This is a genomic window from Fontibacillus forbon, from assembly GCF_046559655.1.
In the GTDB taxonomy this organism is placed as follows: Bacteria; Bacillota; Bacilli; order Paenibacillales; family Paenibacillaceae; genus Fontibacillus.
The window spans coordinates 318,729-341,799 of the sequence record NZ_JBKGFV010000002.1 but is presented as its reverse complement, the minus strand read 5'-3'; the positions used below and the strand labels follow the sequence as shown (position 1 = coordinate 341,799).

The window sequence follows — 23,071 nt, the reverse complement described above, 5'->3', positions numbered from 1 at the left end:
CTTAATTTTTGACTTTTGCGTGAGGCGTGGTTATCCACTCTCGGTGAGGGCGGTCTTCCTATAAATAAAAATCCCGGAGCCGTTCGAGGCGCCGGGATTGAAGAACCAGATGCTATTTCGCAGTGTTGTCCGGCTCCAAATATCGTTCAATCAAATGGATCGCTTTATCCTTGTTGTCCGATCCGATACGTACTGTGATGATCATATCCTGCATTGCGAGGGGCAGTTGCTTCGCGAGCGGGCTATCGGTCACCCGGATGCCGTAGACATGATCCTCGGTCTCTTCCTCGGTACGTCCAACTTTGATGGAATTCTCACCTAGCAGCGGCTTCAGCACACCGTTTGCTTCCGTATCCAGTTTTTCCAGAACTCCGCCTCCGCCTAGCCAATCAAATGAATTCTCATCCAAAATATATACATCCGGTTTTTCGGTGGCAACCATGGCCATGGCCTTTTGCTGGTAGGCAAGATCGGCTGTGCCGCCCCCTTCGCCTTGAGACGGCAAATATGTAAGAATGACTTTCAGTCTCTTCCATTCCGGAAATTGGGCGGTCATGGCCTTTTCGAGTCCTTCGTCGCCGCCTTGATTTTGATCCGTCATATAGTTGCCCACAAACATGATCGACAAATCGATCGGAGGCAAGGCAGCCAGCCGTTTTTGTTCTTCACGGTGATTAATAAAGGCAGTGATTCCGACTACTAGCGCGATGACGGCGATAATACCGATAATAACCTTCGTTTTGTGAAGTCGGAAGAAATCGTCGACTTTCTCGGCGTTTCCGGCGAATTTCCCCCATTTGCCGTAACGCTTACGGCTCATTTCATCGATTTTGCTGCGTTCTTCATACTCCACGATCGTTTTATAAGCTTTGAGTTGAAGATCGTACTCATTTTCTTCCGATTCGCCGTCACCCTGTGCATTTGGCCGTCGGGAACGGGATCTTCTAAGCAGCAGGTCGAAAGCTTTCTCTACTTCCTCTCTGGAAGCGTTCTCGGAAAGTCCTAACAGTTCATAAGCTCTTTTCAAATCGTCCATCGCTAATCTCCTCTAATTATGTGTGCATTTGATCCATTTTTGTACTAGAAATGATATGGAAAGTGATTCTTTCATTTATTATACTTGGTATTTGTAGCGAAAGGAAATAGAGTCGAATATTGCGGAAACGAAAGAAGAAAGAAGAGTATGCCAAGAGACCGCGGCCCCTTGGCTATGAAGGATCTTTAGCTTGCGGATAAAATTTATTGTACCCGGCGCATGAACAGAATCACGTCATGCCAATATCCGGTGTCCAGGGGGCTGATTTGCACGCCCGGTTCACCCCAGGTGTGAATGAATTTGCCGTCTCCGATATAAATGCCGACATGCCCTGGAATCTTGTCGTTTTCGAATCGTCCTGGAACCGTGAAGAAGATCAAATCGCCGGTTTGCAGGCTGGACCTTTCAACCGAGGTGCCCACCTTTGCCTGATCCCTGGCCAGGCGGGGAAGACTGATCCCGAATCGTTTGAATACATGGCGCGTAAAAGAAGAACAGTCGAATTTTTTGGACTGTTCGTAAGTCGATGCCCCGAAATCGTAAGGGGTGCCGAGAAATTGTTTGGCGAAGGAGATCAGCTCGTCCCGGTTTCCAGAGAGGCTGAGGATGTTCATCCGCTTCACGCCTGCGGCTTGCTGCGGGTTGTTCTCCGATGGGCCTCCGTCATTGCGAAGCGGTGCGATCTGCAGATTACCGGTCCTGCGGTCAAGCTTAACATCAGTTTGGAGAAGCTCGCCAAGGGCATTGGCGGTCAAGCAAATTTGCCCGTTCTGAGAGATTGGGGCCTGGGACAACGAGATTTGTTTTCCGAAGGAGACGGCGCTTCTCTGGCTGGGTTCGACTTGAAACATGACGTCGGTATATCCCATTTTGGCCATAGCGCTGGTTTCTTTCAGACGCAGACCAAGCGAGTCGGCAACCTGGGCAAGCGGAATCCAGGAACTCCCCGCATCGTCTTCTCCAGGCGTATTTTGGATCAGCGGATTTTCCGAGGGCGGGGCGGACTTGACGGAGGGCCCGGACTGTCCGTTTCCGCAGGCTGCGCAGGCAACCAGCAGAAGCCCTGACAAAATCGGGAGCGTTGCCCTTTTCCAAATCGTATTGCGCATGTTCAATCGCACTCCATTCATGTAGGTTACAGGTTCTTGGCTCTGGATTTTCATTGGCCGGGGAACCACGTATTTTGAGTATGTAGAAGTTCGGATTTTTTATGTATGCCGGTGGTCTTTTCCCGGAATGGAACATAGTAGAGCCATAAGGAGTGTGTCATCATCGTGTGGGGCAGCTTAAATTTGAAACAGAGCACACACCGTAAAGAATCCGTACACCGCAGAAATTTGACGATCGCCACGGTGGAAGGAATCCCGTCGGTCATTTTCCAAACCTTGATCGGAGGACAGTTTCTAACGGGATTTCTCCTGTATTTGGGCGCAACATCCGGCCAATTGGGATTTGTGCTTGCGATTACGACTTTTGTCAATATCGGGCAGCTTTTCGTTGCCTTTTTCATTCAAAAAATCCGCAGCCGAAAATGGGCTTTCGTGATCTTCGGTACCATTCAGCGTTTATTATGGGGTGCAACCGGGTTGGCGCCGTTTTTGTTTCCCGAACGCTATTGGGTAGCGGCTTATTTCGGGTTCTATGTATCCGCTTTTATGTTTAATACGATAGTGGCGATGCTCTGGAATTCGCTGATCAGCGATATAGTACCCGCAAGGGTCAGAGGAAGATATTTTGGAATCCGCAATACATTGGTAAACGGCCTTGGAACCTTGTTTATGTTTATAGGGGGGATGCTGCTCGACCAGTTTCCCGGCGGACAGGGCTTTCTGTATTTATATATCGTGGCCTGGATATGCATCGGGGGCAATATCATAACGTTTTTCTTTTATCCGGATCTGCCTTTCGAACGTTCGGAGGAGAGCAAATTTATTCCGATGCTTCGAAAGCCGTTGAAGGACGGTTCCTTTATAAAATCCACGGGTTTTATCGCAGGCTTTCTTTTTTTGCAAAATCTTGTCGTGCCGCTGTATTCCTACGTCATGCTCGAATTGCTGGATATCAATTATAAGACGATTTCCCTGCTGAACGTAACGCAAACCGTGTTCATGATGGCCAGCTTTTATGTATGGGGCAACCTGAACGCAAGGTACAGCAATCGAAGATTGCTGTGGTGGACGATGCCGCTCATTGCGTTGGCGATACTGTCCTGGGGCCTGCTCTCGGCATTTCCCGTGCTCCCCGTTTTATTTTTTGAGCATGCAGCCTTTGGGATCGGAGTAGGCGGGTTTAATCAGCTTGCCTTCAATTTCATGATCGGGGATACGCCGAAGGCGGAAAGGCCGATGTACATGGCGATGTATTCCGCCATCACGGGAGTTGCTTCCTTTTTCGGCCCGCTGATCGGCGGTAAAATGTATGAATGGATCACGGATTGGCCGCACTGGATGCAGGTGTTCGGCATGCAGTTGGCTGTCGGCGTACTGATGATCCTGCTGGCAATGACCCTGGGCCGGAAAATATTGAGGGACGAATAACCGGGCTTTGGTCCTGTGATTGGAAAGGGTGACTTTTGAACCTGCATTTTGTATAATCCATACCAGGTTGTTCAAGCAAGATAAGGTTTGAAGGGAGATATGAGAGATGACACAAATCAAAGCCTATGAAGGCATGTTTCAAGAGGAGCCTGCAGTCTTTCTGCAAGCGGGAAAATATGAGGCTGTCATGCTTCCGGGCGTCGGAGGAAACCTGATTTCTTTCCGCGATACCGAAAGCGGTTACCGAATTCTCCGCGAGCCGGCGGAAGGAGAAATGGATACATTCAAGAATAACCCTGGAGTCTACGGGATTCCGGTGCTGTTCCCGCCTAACCGATATGAGGACGGGCTGTTCCCTTGGAAAGGGGAAGTTTACCGTTTTCCGGTGAATGAAGAAGCTACCGGCAACCACTTGCACGGATTTCTGCATACGGCGAATTGGCAGGTGGAGGATTATGGGCAAAGCAAGCTGGAAAGCTATGTCACAGTGAAGGCTGTAGTCGACGAACATCATGAGGCGTATCAATATCTGCCTTTCCGCTTTACAGTGAGACTGAAATATGCACTGAGCGAGAATGGACTATCCCAGCATTTATTCGTACGTAACGACGGCGATAAAGAAATGCCTTGCTTGCTGGCATTCCATACCGCTGTCAACGCTCCTTTTGCGCCTGGCAGCGAAGCCAAGGATTACAAGGTGAAACTTACCATCGGCGAGCGCTGGCAGTTGAGCGACCGGATGCTGCCAACCGGCTCCTATCAGCCGTTAACCCAAGAGGAACTGCAATTGAAGGGAGAAGGGTTGTATCCGTTCTATGCGTCCATGGATAATCACTATACGGCGGTACCGCAAAACGGCCGCAACCGGATGGAACTGACCGATGAGAAGCTTGGTGTAACCCTGGTTTATGACGTGGGGACTTCCTACAAACAATGGATGATTTGGAACAATGGAGCGACGGAAGGATTCTTTTGCCCTGAGCCGCAAATCAATCTCGTGAACGCTCCGAAAGTGAATCTGCCTGGAGATGAAATCGGCCTGTTCGGTCTGGCCCCCGGCGAAATCTGGGAAGAAACGGCCCGTTTTTATTTGAAATAATTAAATCTGATAAATTGAAAAAGCAGCCCTGTTCCATTTCGCGTGGAACCGGCTGCTTTTTCTTTGGGAGTGGGTGACGCTAGACGACTTGATTGATCTCCGCTGCCTCGGGGCGGCTTGCCGGAAGCAGGCGTTTAATCTGCTCCAGGTTTCTTCTCGGAACGTTGATCGTCTTGATCCCGTGAATTTCATCGCGGAACATGACTACATTGTCGCGAATTTCCGAGATTTTAAACAGATTGACGTAGCAATTGGTGCTGATACGGTAAAAAGAGGAGTCCGATACGAGTTTGGAGGTTTGTTCCGCAGAGAATCTCTGTTTTATGCTGTAATTTCTGCCGTGGAAGCAAACTAGCCCGTGGGCTCCGATTTTGAAGAAATAGGCATCGTGCGGATTGAGATCATACACGTCCTTCTTCTCCGGTCCGACATTCATCATTCCAAATTCCCCCTTTAGATGATGTTGTGGAAGCGCTTGCAGTATACCATATTTTTACCGTTTTGTGTAGGGGATCTATTTAAATTTTTAAGGAAGGTGGGGGGGGACGGGCTGGACTTTTGGGCGAAATTAGAGAAAAATAAAGGGAAATAAGTTTTTTATATAAGTTGAACTGCCGTTTCTTTCGGAATCATTTTGCTCCCTTGCCGGCAACCTATTCATTATTCATCTTATATAATTAAAACCAATAAGGAGGTAATTATTCTTGTCTGAAGTAAATGAGCGTCTGCTCCTGTTTATCGGTTCCTACGCCGAGCCGGCTGACACCGGAGTTTATGTATATGAATTGAATGAAATTACGGGGGAATTCACCCGTCTGAATGCCGTATCGGGCTTGAAAAATCCGACGTTTGTAAGCGTAGATGGCGGCAGCGGTAAACTTTATGCCATCTCGGAAACGAAAAGTGAAGACGGGGAAAGAGTCGGCGAAGCGGTGTCCTTTTCCATCGATACGGCAGCGGGAAGGCTGACGGAAATAAACCGGATCAGAACGATCCGGCCTTCAACGTCGCATATTCAAAACGACCATGAATTTAAGTTTTTGGCTGTATCCGGTTATCATGGCGGTAACGTGGGGCTGGTTAAACTTGCGGCCGACGGACGGCTGCTTGAACTGTCGGATGAACAGCAGCACGAGGGGCACGGAGCAGACCCTGTGAGACAGGATCGTCCGCACCCTCATTCTGCACAGTTCAGTCCGGGTAACCGGTTTATGCTGGTCGCCGATCTGGGGCTGGATCTGGTGCGTACCTATGCCGTAAATACGGAAGATGGTACATTGCAGCCGGTTGGCGATACCAAGACACCGCCCGGATCGGGACCGCGCCACCTGGCGTTTCACCCCGGAGGGAAATTTCTTTATTCGATTAACGAAGTCGGAAATTCAATATCTTCCTTCCGGTTCGATGCCGCTAACGGCCGGTTAACACTGTTGGAGACGCTGTCGACTTTGCCGGATGACTTTAATGGCGAAAATACGACCGCGGAAATAGCGATTTCCCGGGACGGGATGTTTCTATACGGGTCAAACCGCGGCCACGACAGTATCGTTCAATTCAGCATTCATCCGGAAACCGGGAGACTTTCTTATGTGGAGCACGTATCGACCGAAGGCGGCCACCCTCGCCATTTCGCGCTTACTCCGTCCGGAAACCATGTGATCGTAGCCAATCGAGATTCGGATAATCTGGTATTGTTCCGGGTAGATCGCGAAAGCGGCAGATTGACCTTCACCGGCCGAACAGCTACCGTCTCCAAGCCGGTTTGCGTGAAACCGGTGCTGCTTCGGTCGTAGTCAGGCCATTTAAATTAGGATTCCTTGAACAGTCCGGAAAGGCGGATTCCTTCCCATAGTTCCTGAAATTGCGGAATATTGAGCTGCTGTGCGGCGTCGGACAAGGCTACCTGCGGATCGGGATGAACCTCGACCATGATCCCGTCGGCACCGGCGGCCAGAGCCGCTTTGGCGCATGGGAGTAAGATGTCCTTCCGGCCCGTCGAATGGCTTACATCCACGAGCACCGGAAGATGGGTCTCCTGTTTCAGCAGCGGTACGGCGGAAATATCCAAGGTGTTGCGCGTCCATTTTTCATAAGTGCGGATGCCGCGTTCGATCAGCATAACTCTGGAATTTCCGTTTACCGCAATATATTCCGCGGCGTGAACGAATTCCTCCAGCGTGGCGGCGATCCCCCGCTTCAACAGAACGGGGATGTTTGCTTCCCCTGCGGCTTTTAGCAGTTCGAAGTTCTGCATATTTCGGGCACCGATTTGAATAACGTCGATATATTGCTCCGCCAGCTCAATATGTGCGGGATGGACAATTTCGCTAATCGTAGCCAGCCCGAATTCAGCCGCGACTTCCTTGAGCATTTTCAAGCCTTCAACGCCAAGCCCCTGAAAATCGTAAGGCGATGTTCTCGGTTTGAAGGCGCCGCCACGCATCACCTTAATACCTGCGTCTTTTAAGGCGGAAGCGACGGTCCGCAGCTGCTCATAAGATTCCACGGAGCAAGGTCCTGCGATCATAACCTGGGAACCTCCGCCGACCGGTGTGCCAAGCACATCGATTACAGTATTTTCGGGCTGTTTTTTTCGGCTGACGAGCAGTTGTTGTTTATGATCTTCCTCCTGAAGATTCAGCGAGGCTTTGAAAATCTCCTTGAAAATGTGCTTGACCTCTGAGTCCTTGAAAGGTCCGGGATTGTGCCGGGTCAATTCTTCGAGCATCGCTCTTTCCCGTACGGGATCGAATTTGGGCACTCCTTGTTTGTCTTTGATTTCTCCGATACTCCGGACGATTTCGGCGCGTTTGTTTAACAGCTTTAGAAGTTCATGATTGATACCGTCCAATTGATCTCTTAATTCCTCCAATGGTTGACTCATGTTACTTTCACTCCTTATATTTGGCTTAAAATGCAGACCGATGCTGTACTCAACCTGATCAAATCGTGTTTGGACAACCGTAAACGCAGAAAAGGCCGCCTATCAAGGGACGGGGTTACCGCGGTACCACCCTTGTTAGACAACCTTCTGGTTTCTCAGCTTAGACACGGATAACGGTGTGCGGCCGGAGTTCCTTACTGCCACTTGCGGCTGTTCAGGAATCGACTCGGGAGCGAACTTCGGCGGCGCGGCTCCAGCGGGGTGCTCTCAGTCTCCGGCACCACCGTCCCTGTTTGGACGCATTCGCTTACTTTTCTCCGTCATAGTCCTTCGGAAAATTTCATTACGTAATTTATACGAGATTATATGCCTGGAAATATAAAATGGCAAGTGCTTACACGCCAGTGAAGAAACATTAAAGCGTCGTTGCGGTAAAGTGCCGGGGAAGACTTGGGATTCCGGCTATGGCACAAAAAAAGGAGATCAGGCCTGGTGACTTGCTTTTCTTGCTTCGGCTCGCTTAAGATGAAATCATAGGTTATTTTGAAGTCTATTTATGAGGGAGCAGGTTGCTTATAATGACGTTTTTTAAAGAACTTTTTCAAATTCCGGGTTTCCGCAGGGTGCTTGCTCTGTTATTTGTCGTTTTAGTGCTTTATTATTCGCGTAGTATGCTCAACATGATACTTATAACGTTCATTCTTACTTATCTTATCAACCGTCTCCATAATTTCATCACCCGGAATGTGGATAAGGTCGTCCGCATTAACCGAAAAATTACGATTCTGTTGATATACGTCGTAATGATTACGCTGCTTGTGGCCGCTATCTATTACTACCTGCCCGTCTTCATTGCCGAATTAACGGATTTGGTTAACCAGGTTATTTCGTTTTATGACAATCCGCCGAGCAATTTGCCGGACAATCTGATATTGAATTTCCTGGTGGAATCGCTCAAAGATATTGATCTTTCCGCTTACATAGACAGCGGGTTTAACTTTTTGGTCAGCACGATCTCGGATATTGGCAAATGGAGCCTTAATTTATTCGTAGCGATTATACTCAGCCTTTTCTTCCTCTTGGAAAAAGAGAAGGTCACCAATTTCACATCAAAATTCAAAGCCAGCCGTGCTTCATTCTTGTTTCTTGAACTGGAATACTTCGGCAAAAAGTTCGTTCAATCGTTCGGAAAAGTGATCGAAGTCCAATTTTTGATCGCCTTGGTTAATGCCGTGCTTTCCACGATTTTCTTGTGGATTTTCGGTTTTCCGAATTTGATCGCCCTTGGCATCATGATCTTTTTACTGGGCCTTATTCCGGTCATGGGCGTTATTATTTCCCTGATCCCGCTTTGTGCGATCGCCTTCAAAATCGGCGGATTGATCAAAATCGTCTATGTTTTGGTGATGATCGCCGTGGTTCATGCGGTTGAAACGTATTTCCTGAATCCAAAATTCATGTCCAACAAGACGCATTTGCCGATCTTCTACACGTTTATGATTCTGCTCGTGGGGGAGCACTTCTTCGGCGTGTGGGGGTTGATTGTGGGCGTACCTATTTTTATGTTTCTGCTTGATATCCTGGAGGTGCCCGTCGGAGCCGGGAAGCGGCTCCCGCCGCCGGCAAACGAAAGTTAAATCATCGTCTTGTATAGCATGGAATTTATAAGGGTTAGTTTAAAACGGAGGAACCGCCGCATTTGGGGATTCCTCTGTTTTTTTGCTCCCGGAGGTAATGTTTGTTCAAGGGTTCGCCGAAGGCTTAACCCAATGAATCTGATTGTTTTGATAATCAAGGGCCGGATGACCGGAATGGTTATCCTTCCAGGTTCGGTGAATGACCTTCTTAAATTTTTCCGGCAAAATAGCTTTCAGCCGGGATGCTTTTTCAGCATCTATTTTGTTTTCCGCGACAGCTTTGTCGATGTTCCGCGAGGCGGTTTCCGTCAGCTTTTTGAGATATTCTTCTTCACTCCACCCTTTGCTGGCCTGTGCGATTTGCAGCAGCGTTTTGCCTTGTTTTAGCTGCTCCATAATGTCTTTAGGTTCCATGCCGAGCAGTTCTGCCGTATCTTTTACGATATGCCCGCCGTGGAAATGGCGAAAGGGAGGATTTGGATGCCGGGGATGCGGATCTTGGGACTCGGGAGTAGCTGCCTTTTGCACGGCTTGCGGAGTCTCTGCGTAAACGTGGCCTGCCGCAGCAGGGACCAAAGTCAGGATCAAGACCAGCCCGGTTGCTGCGGCAAGACCTTTCAGTTGATACATAGACTTTTTCCACCTCTTCGTTTAGAATAATTTGGGCCTTACAATGATATATTGTTGACAAAATGAGCGAAATCATTTCAATTCGGGTAAAAATGATTGAGAGAGAAGTAACAGGAGGAATTTGTTGTGACGTTTGGCGCTAGAATGTTGAAGACAGGACTGGCTGTAACCTTGGCATTATACGTAGTAAGCTGGTTTCATCTATCTCCGCCGGTTATCGCGGCGGTCGCATCGATATTTGCCATGCAGCCTTCCATCTACAGGTCTTGGAGATATTTGCTGGACCAATTGCAGACCAACACGCTGGGCGCCATTTTGGCCATGTTGGGCGGAATGCTGTTTTCTAATGAACCGATCGCCGTCGGCCTTGTTTGTATTCTTGTAATCATGATTTGTCTTAAATTGAAAATGGGCGACACGATCGGAATTACGCTCGTTACTGTAGTCTCCGTCATGGAAGCGTCCGGACAATGGGAATTTGCGCTGAACCGGTTCGCGCTCAGTTTGGTGGGGATCGTTTCCGCGTTCGTGATCAACATTTTGGTGTTCCCGCCGAAGCCGAGAGTGCAATATATTCACCAAATTCGCGGAACATTCGACCAGTTGTCCTTATTGATGCGGACCGCGATCTCGGACGAGATCAAGGAGGCGGTGTTTCGGAGCGAAAAGCGCAAACTTGAGGATACGATTAATTCGCTGGTCGATAAATACAAGCTGATGGAAGAAGACCAGAAAAAACTCAAAACGCCGAAGTTTAGCGAGAGCCGGCAACTTGTAGTATATAAGCAGATGTTAAAAACGTTAAGAAAAGGTTACGAGGTGCTGGATGCAGTGGAACAGCATTATTTTCAGGCAGTGCGTACTCCGGAATTAAATCAGGAATTTGATCAGCAATTGGAGAAGCTCATCAAATTTCATGAACATATCATGCTGAAGTTTGATGACAAACTAAAGCCGAACTTTCTGGAAGCCGAGCAGTTTGAACACGACAACGACGAATTTCTGCGCGGAATGCTGGACAGGTATGCCGCTCAGCGGGAAGGCATTCTTCGCCTGTCGATCGTTTCGGCCGAGATGTATGAATACGGACATCAATTGGAGCGTTTGAACCGTTTGGCGGATCATAGCCAGGCGTTCGGGGAAACATAGACATCAAAAAAGTCCTGCCGCTAGGCAGGACTTTCGTATTAGTTATATTCAATATTGCAGGCAATGAAAAAAAGATGAACAAATGGTTGAAATAATCGCATAAAATGGATACAATAAAACATGGACTGTCAAATCATATTGACAAACATGAATATCCTAATGGAATTATAGCATGAATTATTATTAATGTCAATAGGTTATTCATATAGAGATGAACGGAATAAGTTAGCATTTAAAGAGGAGCGATCAGTGTGAACGTTACGGACAAGGCATGGCAGGAAGAACAGCAGCGCGTGGAAGTGGTAGCGGACCGGATCGATGACAATATCACGCGGCTGGAGATCGAGGTTGGGCATGTTCGCGAAGATGTTGTGACGATGCGGAAGGAATTTTGGGATGAAGTTACCGTCAACTTTGCTGAAGCGGATGACCTGGGAGAAACATCAACCAGTTTGCGTCAGCAATCTCAAGTGCTCTCGGAACGGGAAAAGAGCCACCAACATGCTTCGGCCGCATTAGGCAAAATGAAACGGCTGAAGCAGTCGCCGTATTTCGGACGGATCGATTTTGCCGAGGAAGGACTAGGAGAGGAATCGATTTATCTCGGGATCGCCTCGCTTTTGGATGAAGGGGAAAATTCCTTTCTTGTGTATGACTGGCGGGCACCCATTTCGAATCTGTATTATGACAGCGTCCCAGGCCCTGCCGCATACGAGACGCCTTCGGGAACGATACAGGGAGAAATGACGCTGAAGCGGCAGTTTGTCATTCGCGGTCGCGAGATCAAAGTGATGTTCGATACGGGCGTTACGATTGGCGACGAGCTGCTTCAGCAGGTGCTGAGCCGGAGCTCGGACGCACAGATGAAGAGCATTGTAGCCACTATTCAGCGGGAACAAAACCGAATTATCCGCAATGACAAAAGCCGTATGCTGATCGTACAGGGAGCGGCGGGGAGCGGCAAAACTTCCGCCGCGCTGCAACGGGTCGCTTATTTGCTCTACAAGCACCGCGACACGCTTCAGGCCGATCAGATGATTCTTTTTTCGCCGAATCCGATGTTCAACAGCTATGTCTCCACGGTTCTCCCGGAGCTAGGGGAAGAGAATATGCTGCAAACGACGTTCCAAGAATATTTGGAACACCGATTAGGCCGGGAATTTCAGTTGGAGGACCCGTTCATTCAGATTGAATACGTACTGTCCGGTGAAGAAGACGATGCCTATGCCGCAAGGATCAACGGAATTCGTTACAAATCTTCGCCCGTATTTCTCGATGCCTTTAACCGCTACAAGGAGCTTCTTGAACATAAAGATATGAAGTTCAAACCGATTCGTTTTCAAGGAAAGGAAATTATCGGGGCAGATGAAATTGCGCGGGCGTTTTATGCTTACGATCCCGCCATTCGTCTGGCAAACCGTTGCGAATTGCTGAAGGAATGGCTGTTAAAAGAACTTGCGGCCTTTGGCAAGAACGAGATTCATGAACCCTGGGTGGAAGAGCAGATTCAATTGCTGGATACCGAGGATTATCAGCGGGCTTATCAGCGCATGCGCCGGAATCAGAAGGGCCGGAGTGAGCTGTTCAGCGATTATGATGAAGAAAAAACCATCCTCGCCAAAATGGTCGTCAGTGACCGGCTTAAGCCGCTTCGGCGCTGGATTAAATCATTGCGTTTTGTGGATGTGACCAAACTATACAGCCAGCTCTTTCAGCAGCGGGAACTGATGAAAGAAATCAGCGGGGGAGAATTGCCGGAGGATTGGGATGCCATTTGCAGCCAGACATTGCAAAAAATCAGGGATGGGGAATTGTTTTATGAAGATGCCACTCCGTTCCTTTACTTAAAGGAACTGATTTTGGGCTTTCGTTCCAATACGGCTATCCGTCATGTGATCATTGACGAAGCCCAGGATTATTCGCCGTTTCAGTTGTATTTTCTCAAACGCCTCTTTCCGCGTGCCCGCATGACGGCGCTCGGCGACTTGAATCAGGCGATCTATGCGCATGCTTCGGTGTTACAACAGTCTACTGCCCTAAGTGACTTGTATGGGGAATCCGAGAGCGAATTGATCACGTTGGTGCAAAGCTATCGTTCGACCCGGGAGATTGTGGAATTTACACGGGGCATGGTTCCGGGCGGAGAAGCTATCGTTCCGTTCAACCGGGAAGGCGAGAAGCCGGAGGTCCGCATCATAGCCGATCGCAGTGAATTGCATCGTCGGATTCGTCAGGACATCTCCGCTCTACGGGGGGAAGGCTACGACATGATCGCCGTCATTTGCAAAACGGCTGCCGAGAGTCTGGAGGCATACGAGGATCTTTCTTCCGATCTGCCGGTGAAGCTGATCAAGAAGACGACGCTGTCGTTCGAAAAAGGGATTCATATCATTCCCGCATATCTTGCCAAGGGGGTGGAGTTCGACGCCGTTCTGATTTACGACGGATCGGACCGCAAATATACGCGCGAGACTGAGCGGAAGCTTTTTTATACGGCATGCACAAGAGCTATGCATTTGCTTCACGTGTATTCCATTGGCGAACCGAGCAGATTTATCCGTGAGGCGGACAAAGCGGCGTACGTCCAGATATGACCGGGCATCTCCGCACGGTATAAATTATTGCTTTTCAACCAAACTACCCTTTATGGAATCATTTATCGACTCCGAAGGGTGGCTGCAGGATGGACAACAAAAAGGGGGATTTGGCTGCACTTGCATCCATCCCGCTCATCATGACGCTGGGCAATTCCATGTTGATTCCGATATTGCCGCAGATTTCACGAAAACTGGGCGTATCCTCTTTTCAAGTCAGCATGCTCATTACGGTGTACGCGGTGGTCGCAATTTTGCTTATTCCGGTTGCCGGCTATCTCTCGGATAAATGGGGCCGGAAAAAAATTATTATCCCCAGCCTGCTGATCGCCGCCGTTGGAGGTGGAATATCCGGCGTAGCTCCCTGGTTTGCCGACGGCTTGACCGTTTATTGGATTATTATCGCCGGGAGACTGCTGCAGGGAATTGGGGCGGCTGGAGCATTTCCGATTGTTCTTCCGCTGGTGGGGGATATGTTTGACGATGACGATGAGGTGAGTCGCAGCCTGGGAATTATTGAAACTTCAAATACGTTCGGCAAAGTGCTGAGTCCGATTTTAGGCGCTCTTCTCGGGGCGTGGATTTGGTATGCGCCGTTTCTGGCGATCCCTGCTTTATGCCTGATCTCGCTCTTGCTTGTAGTTTTTCTGGTCAAGGAACCGGAGCGAAAGAGCGAAGCGAAACCCTTGAAAGAGTTCATGCAGTCCGTAAAGCAAGTATTCGCGGAAAAAGGACGCTGGTTATATGCGATTTTTGCAATTGGCGGAATCTGCATGTTTTTGCTGTTCGGCGTGCTCTTTTATTTATCGGATCAGTTGGAGAAAAAGCACGGACTCGACGGAGTCCTGAAAGGGCTGGTGCTCGCCATCCCCTTGGCCGCGCTCTGTCTGGCGTCTTATTTAACCGGCAAGAAAATCGGCAAAAACAAAAAACTGATGAAATGGTGCGGGGTTACCGGCCTGGTGCTTGCTACAGCAGCGTTATTCGGCATCAGTTTTTTTAACAATATATATTTTGTGATCGCCTGTCTGATCGTTTGCGGGGTCGGAATCGGGATCGTGCTCCCCAGCTCGGACGCTCTGATTACCGAGGGCATCGAAAAAGAACTGCGCGGAACGATTACATCCATTTACAGCAGCATGCGGTTTATCGGGGTATCTCTTGGGCCGCCGGTGATTTCTCTGCTGGTGGGCGGAGGACATATGTGGATGTTCATTGTGATCGGCGCCGTATCTCTTGTTGCCGTAATTCTGATTTTGGTAATGGTCAAACCGGAATCGGACGAGGGGAAGGACGACAAAACCAAAGTCCCCCGGCCCGCCCATCAGAGCTAAAGCATCTCTGAAACGGGTAGTGATTTTTATCCTAGCTTGTACTCCGGATTTCCTTCTATAATAGTCCAAATTATTACTCTTTTGTATTGAGGAGGAAATCCGCGGGTGAAAAAGAAGAAATCCGGAATTTGGTGGCTATGCGGTGTAGCCGTAGTTCTGATTGGCATTTTGCTCGTAATCAATTTTAGCGGTCAAGGAAATAAGGCGGAAAGTTATCCCGATTTGGAAAAGGTGGAAGCCGGGACGGTCCCTGACGGTTTTGATGAAGAAAATCAGCCTTACCTGGGGAATCCGGAAGCTCAAGTGAAGATTGTGGAGTTCTCGGATTACAAATGTCCGGCTTGCAAACGTTGGAAAGATCAGGTGCTGACCCAATTGAAACAAGATTATCTGGATACGGGGGAAGCGGTGTTCTATTATGTTGATATGCCTTTCCTGGCCCCGGATTCCACGCTTGCCGCGCTTGCCGGAGAAACGCTGTACCAGCAGAATCAGGATTTCTTTTGGACTTATATCGATTTGATGATGGAGCAGCAGGGAAAGAAAGACGAGGCATGGGCGAACAAGGAGTTTATTATGAAGCTGGTAAAAGACAACATCCCCGAGGCCGACTTGAAACGTTTTGAACGGGAATTGGATGAGGAGACCTATATCGCCAACGTGAAGAAGGACTTTTTGATCGCGGAAAACCATGGAGTGGACGGGACGCCGACTGTTTTTGTCAACGGACAAGCCGTGGAGGACATTTCTTTTGAAGGCATCAAGGCGGCAATCGATAATCAATAATTACAACAGCGCATTCTTGTATCCCGGAAGGGTTCGAGCAGGATGCGCTGTTCTTTTTTAATTACATTTTTGGTATGATATTAGCTGATTATGTAGTCAAACCGACTTACTTTGTTACATAGGGTACTTGCCGGTGCAGAAAGACATCCGGTAAGCAGCCGCGCCATTAAACTTGCAGATAATAGGCAACAATATTAGGAGGCGTATACGAATGAATGCAAAACAAGCGGCAGGTTACCGCGCAGCCGAATTGGTCCGGGACGGCATGATCGTCGGGCTCGGGACAGGCTCCACGGCATATTACGCAATTGAAAAGATTGGACAACGGGTAGCTGAAGGTCTGCAAATTCGCGCGATAGCCACTTCAAAAGCTTCTGAAGAGCTTGCGGAGAAGTACGGGATTCCGTTAATCCCTGCATCGGAAATTCAACGTTTGGATCTCGCCATTGACGGAGCCGATGAAGTCGATCCGGGCATGGCGCTGATCAAAGGCGGCGGCGGAGCCCTTCTGCGGGAAAAGCTGGTGGCGATCAATAGCGACCGGTTTATTGTCATTGCAGACAGCGGGAAAATGGTATCTCAATTGGGCCAGTTCAAGCTGCCGATTGAAATCGTTCCATTCTCCTATGAGTGGACCCTCGGACAACTGCAACGACGGTACGACGTCGACTTTGAAATGCGAACCAGGGACGGCGGATTGTATGTGACGGATAACGGGAATTATATCGTTGACGCCGCTTTCGGCGCAATTGAATCTCCTGCCCAATTGAGCCATGAATTAAAAATGATGACCGGCGTAGTCGACCACGGTTTATTCGTTGACATCGCGGACACGGTCATTGTCGGGTATGATGACGGAACCACTGAAGTCATCGAGAAGAAAGGCTAAGGGGGTCCTGTTTTGCTTAATCAAGTAACATCTTTTCCCGCCGGCTCTAAAGTACGCGAATTGATGGAATATGCGGTAGGCTTCGATCCGGAGCGGGAAGAAGAGGCGTGGAAGTTGTATGAATCCTCCGATGGTGCTGAGTTGTTCGTTTATATAGAGGAGGAGCAAGAAGTGGGGCTGATCGGCCTTGGTTTCGCAAATCCGGATCAAATGGATATTTTGCACCTTGCCGTCGATCCTGGAGACCGGTTAAAGGGCTACGGCAGGGGCTTGATTGTGGAAGCGCTGCTGCTCAAAAAGCCGCTGCTCGTAAATGCTGTAACGGACGAAGAAGGGGCCGATTTTTTCCGGAATATCGGATTTACGGTGAATGGGTTCATTCCTTCCCCGGGCAGTGCAGAGCAGTTCCGATGCGTTTATGAAGCGGAAGAAGAAGCCGAAGACTAAGAATTCGGCCACATGCGTAAGCGTGATAATAAATGATAAAACAACATCATATTTTGAATTAACGAATAATAACCCTTGCACTTTGCGAGGGTTATTTATTTTGCATTCTGCGCGTTTGACATTTCTCTTCGAAGTTTATATAGTTCTATTGTGAAACTGTTTTATTGTAGAACTACTAGGACAAGAAAGAGAAGGATGGGAGGATGGAATTGAAGCAGGAATCCAAAGAGCTGATTGAGCGCTATATGGCAGCCTATTTTACAGTCACAAAAAGAATGCACGGCGAACTCCGGGAAGTGCTGCAAGATGAGATGACGATGGATCAGTTTCAGATTATCGATTACATTGTGATGCATGGCAAAGTAACTTCTACCGAGCTCTCAGAAACGTTTGTCGTAGGGAAAAGCTCGATTACCGCGATCATTACAAGACTGGTGGATAAGGGAATACTCGAGCGAGCCAGGGACGAGGACGATCGGAGAGTCGTTTACCTGTCCCTGACCGAACGGGGGATGAGCCATTACAAAAAAGCACAGGCCAAGATTATGGAGACGTTGTCTACGTATTTAGTGCATTTTGGCGCGGAAGAAGTGGAAGGCTTTCTCGGTGTTTTTGAAAAACTCGCATATTTACTGGATAAGGAGAGCGGGGAATCATGAAATTTATACTGAAGGCAAGATGGGCAATTGTTCTGGTGTGGATCGCCGCTGCGGTTCTGTTGTTCCTCACGGCCCCATCGATGTCGGATCTGGTCCGCGAAAAGGGAGATATCGTCGTACCCGAAGGTTACTCGTCTTCTACGGCCTCGGCCATTTTGGCGGATATATCGGATGCTAAGGGCGGAGAGAAAGAAAGTCAAATCGCATTGGTGTTTCATTCCGATCAAGGTTTAAACACGGAAGATAAAAATGAGGTCGAGCAGGCACTCAAGGCCCTTAGGGAACAGATGTCGCAAATCGGTATCGTCTCGATCACGGATCCTTTCGCTACGCCGGAGGCGGCGGACAAGATGATGTCGAAGGATGGCAAAACAATCTTGACCTCGTTGTCCGTAAAGATGGGCGACCGCCCACTGCTTGAAATGGAGAAGGATATCCACAGCGCGTTGGATTCCTTGAAGGTGGAGCATTATTTAACCGGACAGGAACAAATCAATGAGGATATGGTCGTCAGTTCGGAACAAGGGTTGAAAAAATCGGAATATTTTACGGTTATTTTTATTTTGCTAATTTTGTTTGTCGTGTTCCGTTCGGTCATCGCACCGTTTATCCCGCTTTTGACGGTAGGAATCAGTTATGTCGTATCGCAATCGATCGTTTCGTTCCTGGTGGACCGCATCGATTTCCCGATATCGACCTATACGCAGATCTTTATGGTCGCTGTCATGTTCGGGATAGGGACGGACTATTGCATCTTGCTAATCAGCCGGTTTAAGGAAGAACTGCAGCATGGTGCAGATAAATGGGAAGCGATCATCCAGACATACCGGAAGGCCGGAAAGACCGTGTTTTTCTCCGGTCTCGCGGTGTTGGTCGGTTTTTCGGCGATCGGGTTCTCGCAATTCGTTCTTTACCGCTCCGCGGTGGCGGTAGCCGTCGGTATTGCAGTCATGCTGATTGCGCTCGTGACCGTCGTACCGTTCTTCATGGCGGTACTGGGAACTAAGCTGTTCTGGCCATTAAACGGCTCTTTGGAACACAAGGAAAACCGCTTTTGGGGAGCTATCGGGTCCTTCTCGCTGAAACGGCCATGGGCTGCGCTGCTCATCGTGGCAGCGGTGACCGTACCGTTTCTGATCAGCTACAGCGGGAATGTTTCGTTTAACAGCATGGAAGAAATCGGTGACGAGTACGAATCGGTGAAGGCATACAACCTGATCTCGGAAAGTTTTGAGCCGGGGGAATCGCTACCTACTCAAATCGTCATTCAAAACAACGAGCCGATGGATAATGCCGGATACATGACATTGGCCGAGAAAATCAGCCGTGAAGTAGCCGGCGTAGACGGCGTTGCCAGCGTACGAAGCATGAGCCGGCCTACAGGCGATGAGGTTAAAGATTTTGAACTGAACAGCCAGGTGAAAACGGTTGGCGAAGGGCTGGGCCAAGGAAATGAAGGATTGGCCAAAATAAAGGACGGACTCGCGGAAGCCAGTGCGTCGCTAACCGAAAATGAACCGAAGCTGAAGGAGGCTGCGGCTAGCACGGGTAAGCTGGCCGAAGGTACAGGGAAGCTGAAGGACGGCATTGCCCAATTAGAAACGGGGCTGTCCGCGATAGAAAAAGGGATTCAAGACGGCTCTGCCGGCGCGGGCGATTTGAAACAAGGGCTCCAGCAAGTGAAAAAGAGCGCTCGCGAGCTGGCTGAAGGTCATGCGCAATTGCTGAAATCCTACCAGCAAATCGGTAGCGGTTTGGGTCAATTTAGCGAAGGCATCGGTCAAATCAGCACCCAACTGGATGCGGCATCCCAAGGGCTGTCGAGTCTCTCCTCGCGATTTGCCAGCTTGGAGAGCAAATTTCCCGAACTAGCTAAAGACCCGGATTACTTGACGATTGTCGGTACGGTTACCGAGACGGCTAAAGGGCTGCCTCAGATGACTGCGGGCCTTCAACAGTTGCAAGGTGAGTTCGGCAAAGTATCCGGTGGTCTTGAGCAGGCAAATCAGGGTTATGAGGCTGCCGCAAAGGGAAGCAAACAGCTGGCGGCTGGTCTGGATCAATTTATCGGCGGTTTGACTCAGCTTGAAACCGGTCTGGATCAAGCGGCGGCAGGCCAGGGGCAAATCGTCGGCAAGATCCCGGAAGTGGTGACCGGCCTTGCGCAAATTCAAAACGGCCAGGAACAAATTCAAAGCGGCTTCAGCCAATTCTCGGGTCAAATTTCCCAGTTGACGGACGGTCTGGATCAAAGTGTTGACGGTTTGGAGCAAGTTTCGGGAGGATTGGATACGGCCAAGGATTACTTGAATGAAGTCGGAGCGACCGAGGGTGGTCTTGGCGGATGGTACGTACCTGAAGAAGCGATGGAGAACGAACAGATGACTCAAGTATTCGATATGTACCTGTCACCGGATCGCAAAGTCATGACCCTGGACGTGGTTTTCTCCAGCAATCCTTACGGCAGAGCTGCGATCGACCGTGTTGAGCCGATCAGTAAAGCCGTGGAAAAGGCAGTAAAAGGCACAGATCTGGAAAGTGCAAAAATCGCGGTCGGCGGCGTATCAAGCACGTTTAACGACTTGATGACCATTTCCGGAGAAGACTATACACGGACCGTAGTGCTTATGCTGGCGGGCATCTTCATAATACTCGTCCTGCTGCTTCGTTCCTTAGTGATGCCGATCTATTTGATCGGTTCGCTGGTGCTGACCTTTTATGCATCGATGGGCTTTACCGAATGGGTGTTTGTCGATATCTTCCATTATTCCGGAGTGAGTTGGGCGACCCCGTTCTTTGGATTTGTTATCCTTGTAGCGCTAGGTGTCGATTACAGCATCTTCCTGATGGACCGGTTTAATGAAAATAAAGAATGGGATGTTGGAGAAGCGATTCTGCATTCCATGCGGAACATGGGCACGGTTATCCTTTCCGCCGCAGTGATCCTGGGCGGTACGATGGCCTCGATGTATCCTTCGGGTGTACTTTCCATGCTGCAGATCGCTACGGTAGTTTTAACGGGGCTGGCCCTGTATGCTGTGATCGTGCTTCCGTTCCTGATGCCGGTCATGGTAAAAATGTTCGGGCAATTTAACTGGTGGCCTTTCCACCGTCGGAATGCCGAATAAAAGCAATTCAAAAAGAACCGCACGGCTCCTTCACTTAGGATAGGAGCCCGCGGTTCTTTTTTGCTTTGCTACAACGTAAGGGACTTCAAATAGCTTCGCAGCGCCCATTTCCGTTCATGCCGTTTTTTATATTTTGGCAAGCTGCGATAGATGGCAATCGATTCATTCAGGGCTTGTTTCGCCTCTTCCTTCCGGCCCAGCGAATGATAAAGACTGCCGAGAAGGTAACAAGCTTCACTGGAAGAGGACTGGATTTCTCCGAATTTTGCGGCATAGGTGAGCGCTTTTTCCGGATTTTTTTCCCGGAAGGCTGTCGCCAGGTGCAGATAGGGCTGACCGTATTTAACGCGTTCATTCAGGCTTAAGGCATGCAAAATTTGCTCCTCGCCTTCTTCCGGACGGTCCAAGCCGATTAATGCGGTGCCGAGATCGTCCCAAAATTCCGCCGAAGACTCGGAATAAGGCTTCACCTCTTCCAGAAGGTCATAAGCCTCCTTGTATTGCTTCTTCTCCAGAAGCAATCTGGCGAGTTCGCGTTTGGAAGAAACGTCGAAATGGTTCAGGTTCAGCTGCTGGCGAAGTTTCGAGATGGTACGGTATCGCTTAAAAGGTTTGGAAATGCTGGGGAAAACACCGACAAAGCGCCGATCGATGAAATAAACGATAATAAGCAGGATTAGAATGGCAATTAACGGGTTCCCGGTCAGCCATGACAAAAAAATGAAAAACATCAGCTTGCTCATAGGTTCCTGTGTTCCTCCACCCATTTAATGATTTCCAATTATACCACAGATGGAGTACTTGGTCAGGGATAATAGTTTTTGTTCATATTGGGTATTTATTAAGAGTATGATTTTCCCGGCAGAAAAGAAGCCGCCTCACAGATCGGGCGGCTTCCGCATAATTTTAGTATCCGAGAACTACTGATAGCCCCGGATATGAACTCCCGGTTGATTCTGCATCATTTGCGAGCCAGTGGCGTTCATCGTACTTGCGGAATAACCGCCGGACTGGCCAAAATTGCCTTGGCCTATGCTTCCTTGGCCAAAACCGGATTGGCCGAAGCCTTGTCCAACCGTAGAACGAAGGCCGATACTGCCTGAGGGCCTGAAATCCGGGCTTCCAAAGCCTGGGGAGACGGCATTCTGTGCGATCTGTCCGGCCAGTTGAATAATATGCTGGTATTGTTGCATAGCTGTTTGATGGCCCTGTAATGCCATTTGGATCGTATGGGCAGCTTTGCGCTCCTTTTCGGCCAACTGCTCAAGTTGGACCGCATTTTGTTGTTCTTGCTCAAGCAGCTGTTGGTACATCGTTGTAGCCTGGCGGGTTTGTTGCTCCAGATGCCTGATTTGCTGCTCGATTTCCCGGATTTGCGATGAAATTGAGTTGTACATGTAATCTAATCCTCCTCATTAAGGTGATTTAAGGTGGCGGAAACCACGGTTAGGGTGCCCGGCCCCGATAAGGATATGCATTAAAAATCTAAGGAAGAGATGGTGAATCCAAGATGTATAAATTGGTGTTAGTCCGACATGGAGAGAGCGAGTGGAATAAATCGAATTTGTTTACCGGCTGGACCGATGTCGATTTGTCCGATAAGGGTGTTCATGAGGCAAAAGAGGCCGGCATAATGCTTAAAGAAGAGAAGTTTGTTTTCGACGTGGCTTTTACTTCTTACCTGAAACGGGCCATTAAAACGCTGTATTACATTCTTGATGCGATGAACCTGCTTTGGATTCCGTGTCACAAATCGTGGCAACTCAACGAGCGGCATTACGGAGCTCTGCAAGGATTGAGCAAACTGACCACGGCACAGAAATACGGGGAAGAGCAGGTCCGCTTATGGCGCAGAAGTTATGATGTTCTCCCGCCGGCGCTAACCAGGGATGACGAGCGATATCCCCGGAATGATGCGAAATACAGGGATGTGCCGGATCAATATATTCCTTTGACGGAAAGCCTCAAGGAAACGATCGTCCGGGTCGAGGACTATTGGGAGCGGGAAATCAAGCCGCAAATTCTCGCCGGAAAGAAAGTAATCATTGCGGCGCATGGCAACAGTTTAAGAGCATTGATAAAATATTTGGACAATTTAAGCGCCGAAGAGATTATCGATCTTAACATTCCTACCGGTACTCCGCTTGTTTATACGCTGGACGATCAGTTGAAGCCGGTGGAAAAATATTATCTCGGAAGCGAAAGAAGGATCGAACATAAAATTGAAAAGGTTGCGGACCCGGACAAAATTATGGAATGAGT

20 protein-coding genes are annotated in these 23,071 nt (G+C 49.0%); 13 read left to right on the top strand and 7 right to left on the bottom strand.

Features of this window, described 5'->3' with window-relative positions; translation table 11 throughout:
• Positions 1-112: 112 nt before the first annotated feature.
• Positions 113-1,036 (bottom strand): molecular chaperone DnaJ, encoded by a 924-nt coding sequence (locus tag ACLB09_RS08305; RefSeq protein WP_410769336.1) that lies wholly within the window; start codon positions 1,034-1,036, stop codon positions 113-115.
• Between the two features lie 203 nt (positions 1,037-1,239).
• Positions 1,240-2,145: a C40 family peptidase gene (locus ACLB09_RS08300; protein WP_410769334.1), complete on the bottom strand. Its 906-nt coding sequence runs from the start codon at positions 2,143-2,145 to the stop codon at positions 1,240-1,242.
• A gap of 165 nt (positions 2,146-2,310) precedes the next feature.
• Here ACLB09_RS08300 and ACLB09_RS08295 point away from each other — a divergent pair, with 165 nt between their 5' ends.
• Complete coding sequence (locus ACLB09_RS08295; RefSeq protein ID WP_410769333.1) at positions 2,311-3,573, top strand: MFS transporter; 1,263 nt, start codon at positions 2,311-2,313, stop codon at positions 3,571-3,573.
• Between the two features lie 106 nt (positions 3,574-3,679).
• Positions 3,680-4,672: an aldose 1-epimerase gene (locus tag ACLB09_RS08290; RefSeq protein ID WP_410769332.1), complete on the top strand. Its 993-nt coding sequence runs from the start codon at positions 3,680-3,682 to the stop codon at positions 4,670-4,672.
• 79 nt (positions 4,673-4,751) lie between these two features.
• On the opposite strand, the gene ACLB09_RS08285 is transcribed toward ACLB09_RS08290, so the two are convergent.
• Positions 4,752-5,111 (bottom strand): LytTR family transcriptional regulator DNA-binding domain-containing protein, encoded by a 360-nt coding sequence (locus ACLB09_RS08285; RefSeq protein ID WP_410769331.1) that lies wholly within the window; start codon positions 5,109-5,111, stop codon positions 4,752-4,754.
• A gap of 265 nt (positions 5,112-5,376) precedes the next feature.
• Between ACLB09_RS08285 and ACLB09_RS08280 the strand changes: the two genes are divergently transcribed.
• Positions 5,377-6,465 (top strand): lactonase family protein, encoded by a 1,089-nt coding sequence (locus ACLB09_RS08280; RefSeq protein WP_410769330.1) that lies wholly within the window; start codon positions 5,377-5,379, stop codon positions 6,463-6,465.
• A 14-nt stretch (positions 6,466-6,479) separates the two neighbouring features.
• Here the strand turns inward: ACLB09_RS08280 and ACLB09_RS08275 are convergent, their stop codons facing one another.
• On the bottom strand, positions 6,480-7,556 hold the full coding sequence (locus tag ACLB09_RS08275) for a bifunctional 3-deoxy-7-phosphoheptulonate synthase/chorismate mutase (protein WP_410769329.1): 1,077 nt from the start codon (positions 7,554-7,556) through the stop codon (positions 6,480-6,482).
• A 578-nt stretch (positions 7,557-8,134) separates the two neighbouring features.
• Here ACLB09_RS08275 and ACLB09_RS08270 point away from each other — a divergent pair.
• Positions 8,135-9,193, top strand: a complete 1,059-nt coding sequence (locus ACLB09_RS08270; RefSeq protein ID WP_410769327.1) for an AI-2E family transporter — start codon at positions 8,135-8,137, stop codon at positions 9,191-9,193.
• Between the two features lie 105 nt (positions 9,194-9,298).
• Here the strand turns inward: ACLB09_RS08270 and ACLB09_RS08265 are convergent, their stop codons facing one another.
• Positions 9,299-9,823 (bottom strand): hypothetical protein, encoded by a 525-nt coding sequence (locus tag ACLB09_RS08265; protein ID WP_410769325.1) that lies wholly within the window; start codon positions 9,821-9,823, stop codon positions 9,299-9,301.
• A 126-nt stretch (positions 9,824-9,949) separates the two neighbouring features.
• On the opposite strand from ACLB09_RS08265, the gene ACLB09_RS08260 reads away from it, so the two are divergent.
• From ACLB09_RS08260 to ACLB09_RS08225, 8 genes are all read left to right on the top strand, one after another.
• Positions 9,950-10,972 carry an FUSC family protein gene (locus ACLB09_RS08260; protein WP_410769324.1) on the top strand — a complete coding sequence of 341 codons (1,023 nt, stop codon included), beginning with the start codon at positions 9,950-9,952 and terminating at the stop codon, positions 10,970-10,972.
• Positions 10,973-11,223: 251 nt separating this feature from the next.
• Positions 11,224-13,566, top strand: a complete 2,343-nt coding sequence (gene helD / locus ACLB09_RS08255) for an RNA polymerase recycling motor HelD (RefSeq protein WP_410769322.1) — start codon at positions 11,224-11,226, stop codon at positions 13,564-13,566.
• 89 nt (positions 13,567-13,655) lie between these two features.
• Positions 13,656-14,900: an MFS transporter gene (locus ACLB09_RS08250; RefSeq protein ID WP_410769321.1), complete on the top strand. Its 1,245-nt coding sequence runs from the start codon at positions 13,656-13,658 to the stop codon at positions 14,898-14,900.
• A 105-nt stretch (positions 14,901-15,005) separates the two neighbouring features.
• A complete protein-coding gene (locus ACLB09_RS08245; RefSeq protein WP_410769320.1) occupies positions 15,006-15,686 on the top strand; it encodes a thioredoxin domain-containing protein in 681 nt (226 codons plus the stop codon).
• Between the two features lie 211 nt (positions 15,687-15,897).
• Positions 15,898-16,575, top strand: coding sequence for a ribose-5-phosphate isomerase RpiA (gene rpiA, locus ACLB09_RS08240; RefSeq protein WP_410769319.1), 678 nt, complete (start codon positions 15,898-15,900; stop codon positions 16,573-16,575).
• A 12-nt stretch (positions 16,576-16,587) separates the two neighbouring features.
• Entirely contained in the window at positions 16,588-17,022 is a 435-nt protein-coding gene (locus ACLB09_RS08235; RefSeq protein WP_410769318.1) for a GNAT family N-acetyltransferase, read from the top strand.
• Between the two features lie 203 nt (positions 17,023-17,225).
• Complete coding sequence (locus ACLB09_RS08230) at positions 17,226-17,681, top strand: MarR family winged helix-turn-helix transcriptional regulator (protein ID WP_410769317.1); 456 nt, start codon at positions 17,226-17,228, stop codon at positions 17,679-17,681.
• Positions 17,678-20,809 carry an MMPL family transporter gene (locus tag ACLB09_RS08225; protein ID WP_410769316.1) on the top strand — a complete coding sequence of 1,044 codons (3,132 nt, stop codon included), beginning with the start codon at positions 17,678-17,680 and terminating at the stop codon, positions 20,807-20,809. Before ACLB09_RS08230 ends, ACLB09_RS08225 begins: the two co-directional genes overlap by 4 nt.
• 68 nt (positions 20,810-20,877) lie before the next feature.
• Here the strand turns inward: ACLB09_RS08225 and ACLB09_RS08220 are convergent, their stop codons facing one another.
• Both ACLB09_RS08220 and ACLB09_RS08215 read right to left on the bottom strand, forming a co-directional pair.
• A complete protein-coding gene (locus ACLB09_RS08220; RefSeq protein ID WP_410769314.1) occupies positions 20,878-21,552 on the bottom strand; it encodes a tetratricopeptide repeat protein in 675 nt (224 codons plus the stop codon).
• Between the two features lie 177 nt (positions 21,553-21,729).
• On the bottom strand, positions 21,730-22,206 hold the full coding sequence (locus ACLB09_RS08215) for a hypothetical protein (protein ID WP_410769313.1): 477 nt from the start codon (positions 22,204-22,206) through the stop codon (positions 21,730-21,732).
• A 113-nt stretch (positions 22,207-22,319) separates the two neighbouring features.
• Here ACLB09_RS08215 and gpmA point away from each other — a divergent pair, with 113 nt between their 5' ends.
• Entirely contained in the window at positions 22,320-23,069 is a 750-nt protein-coding gene (gene gpmA / locus ACLB09_RS08210) for a 2,3-diphosphoglycerate-dependent phosphoglycerate mutase (protein ID WP_410769312.1), read from the top strand.
• Positions 23,070-23,071: the final 2 nt, after the last annotated feature.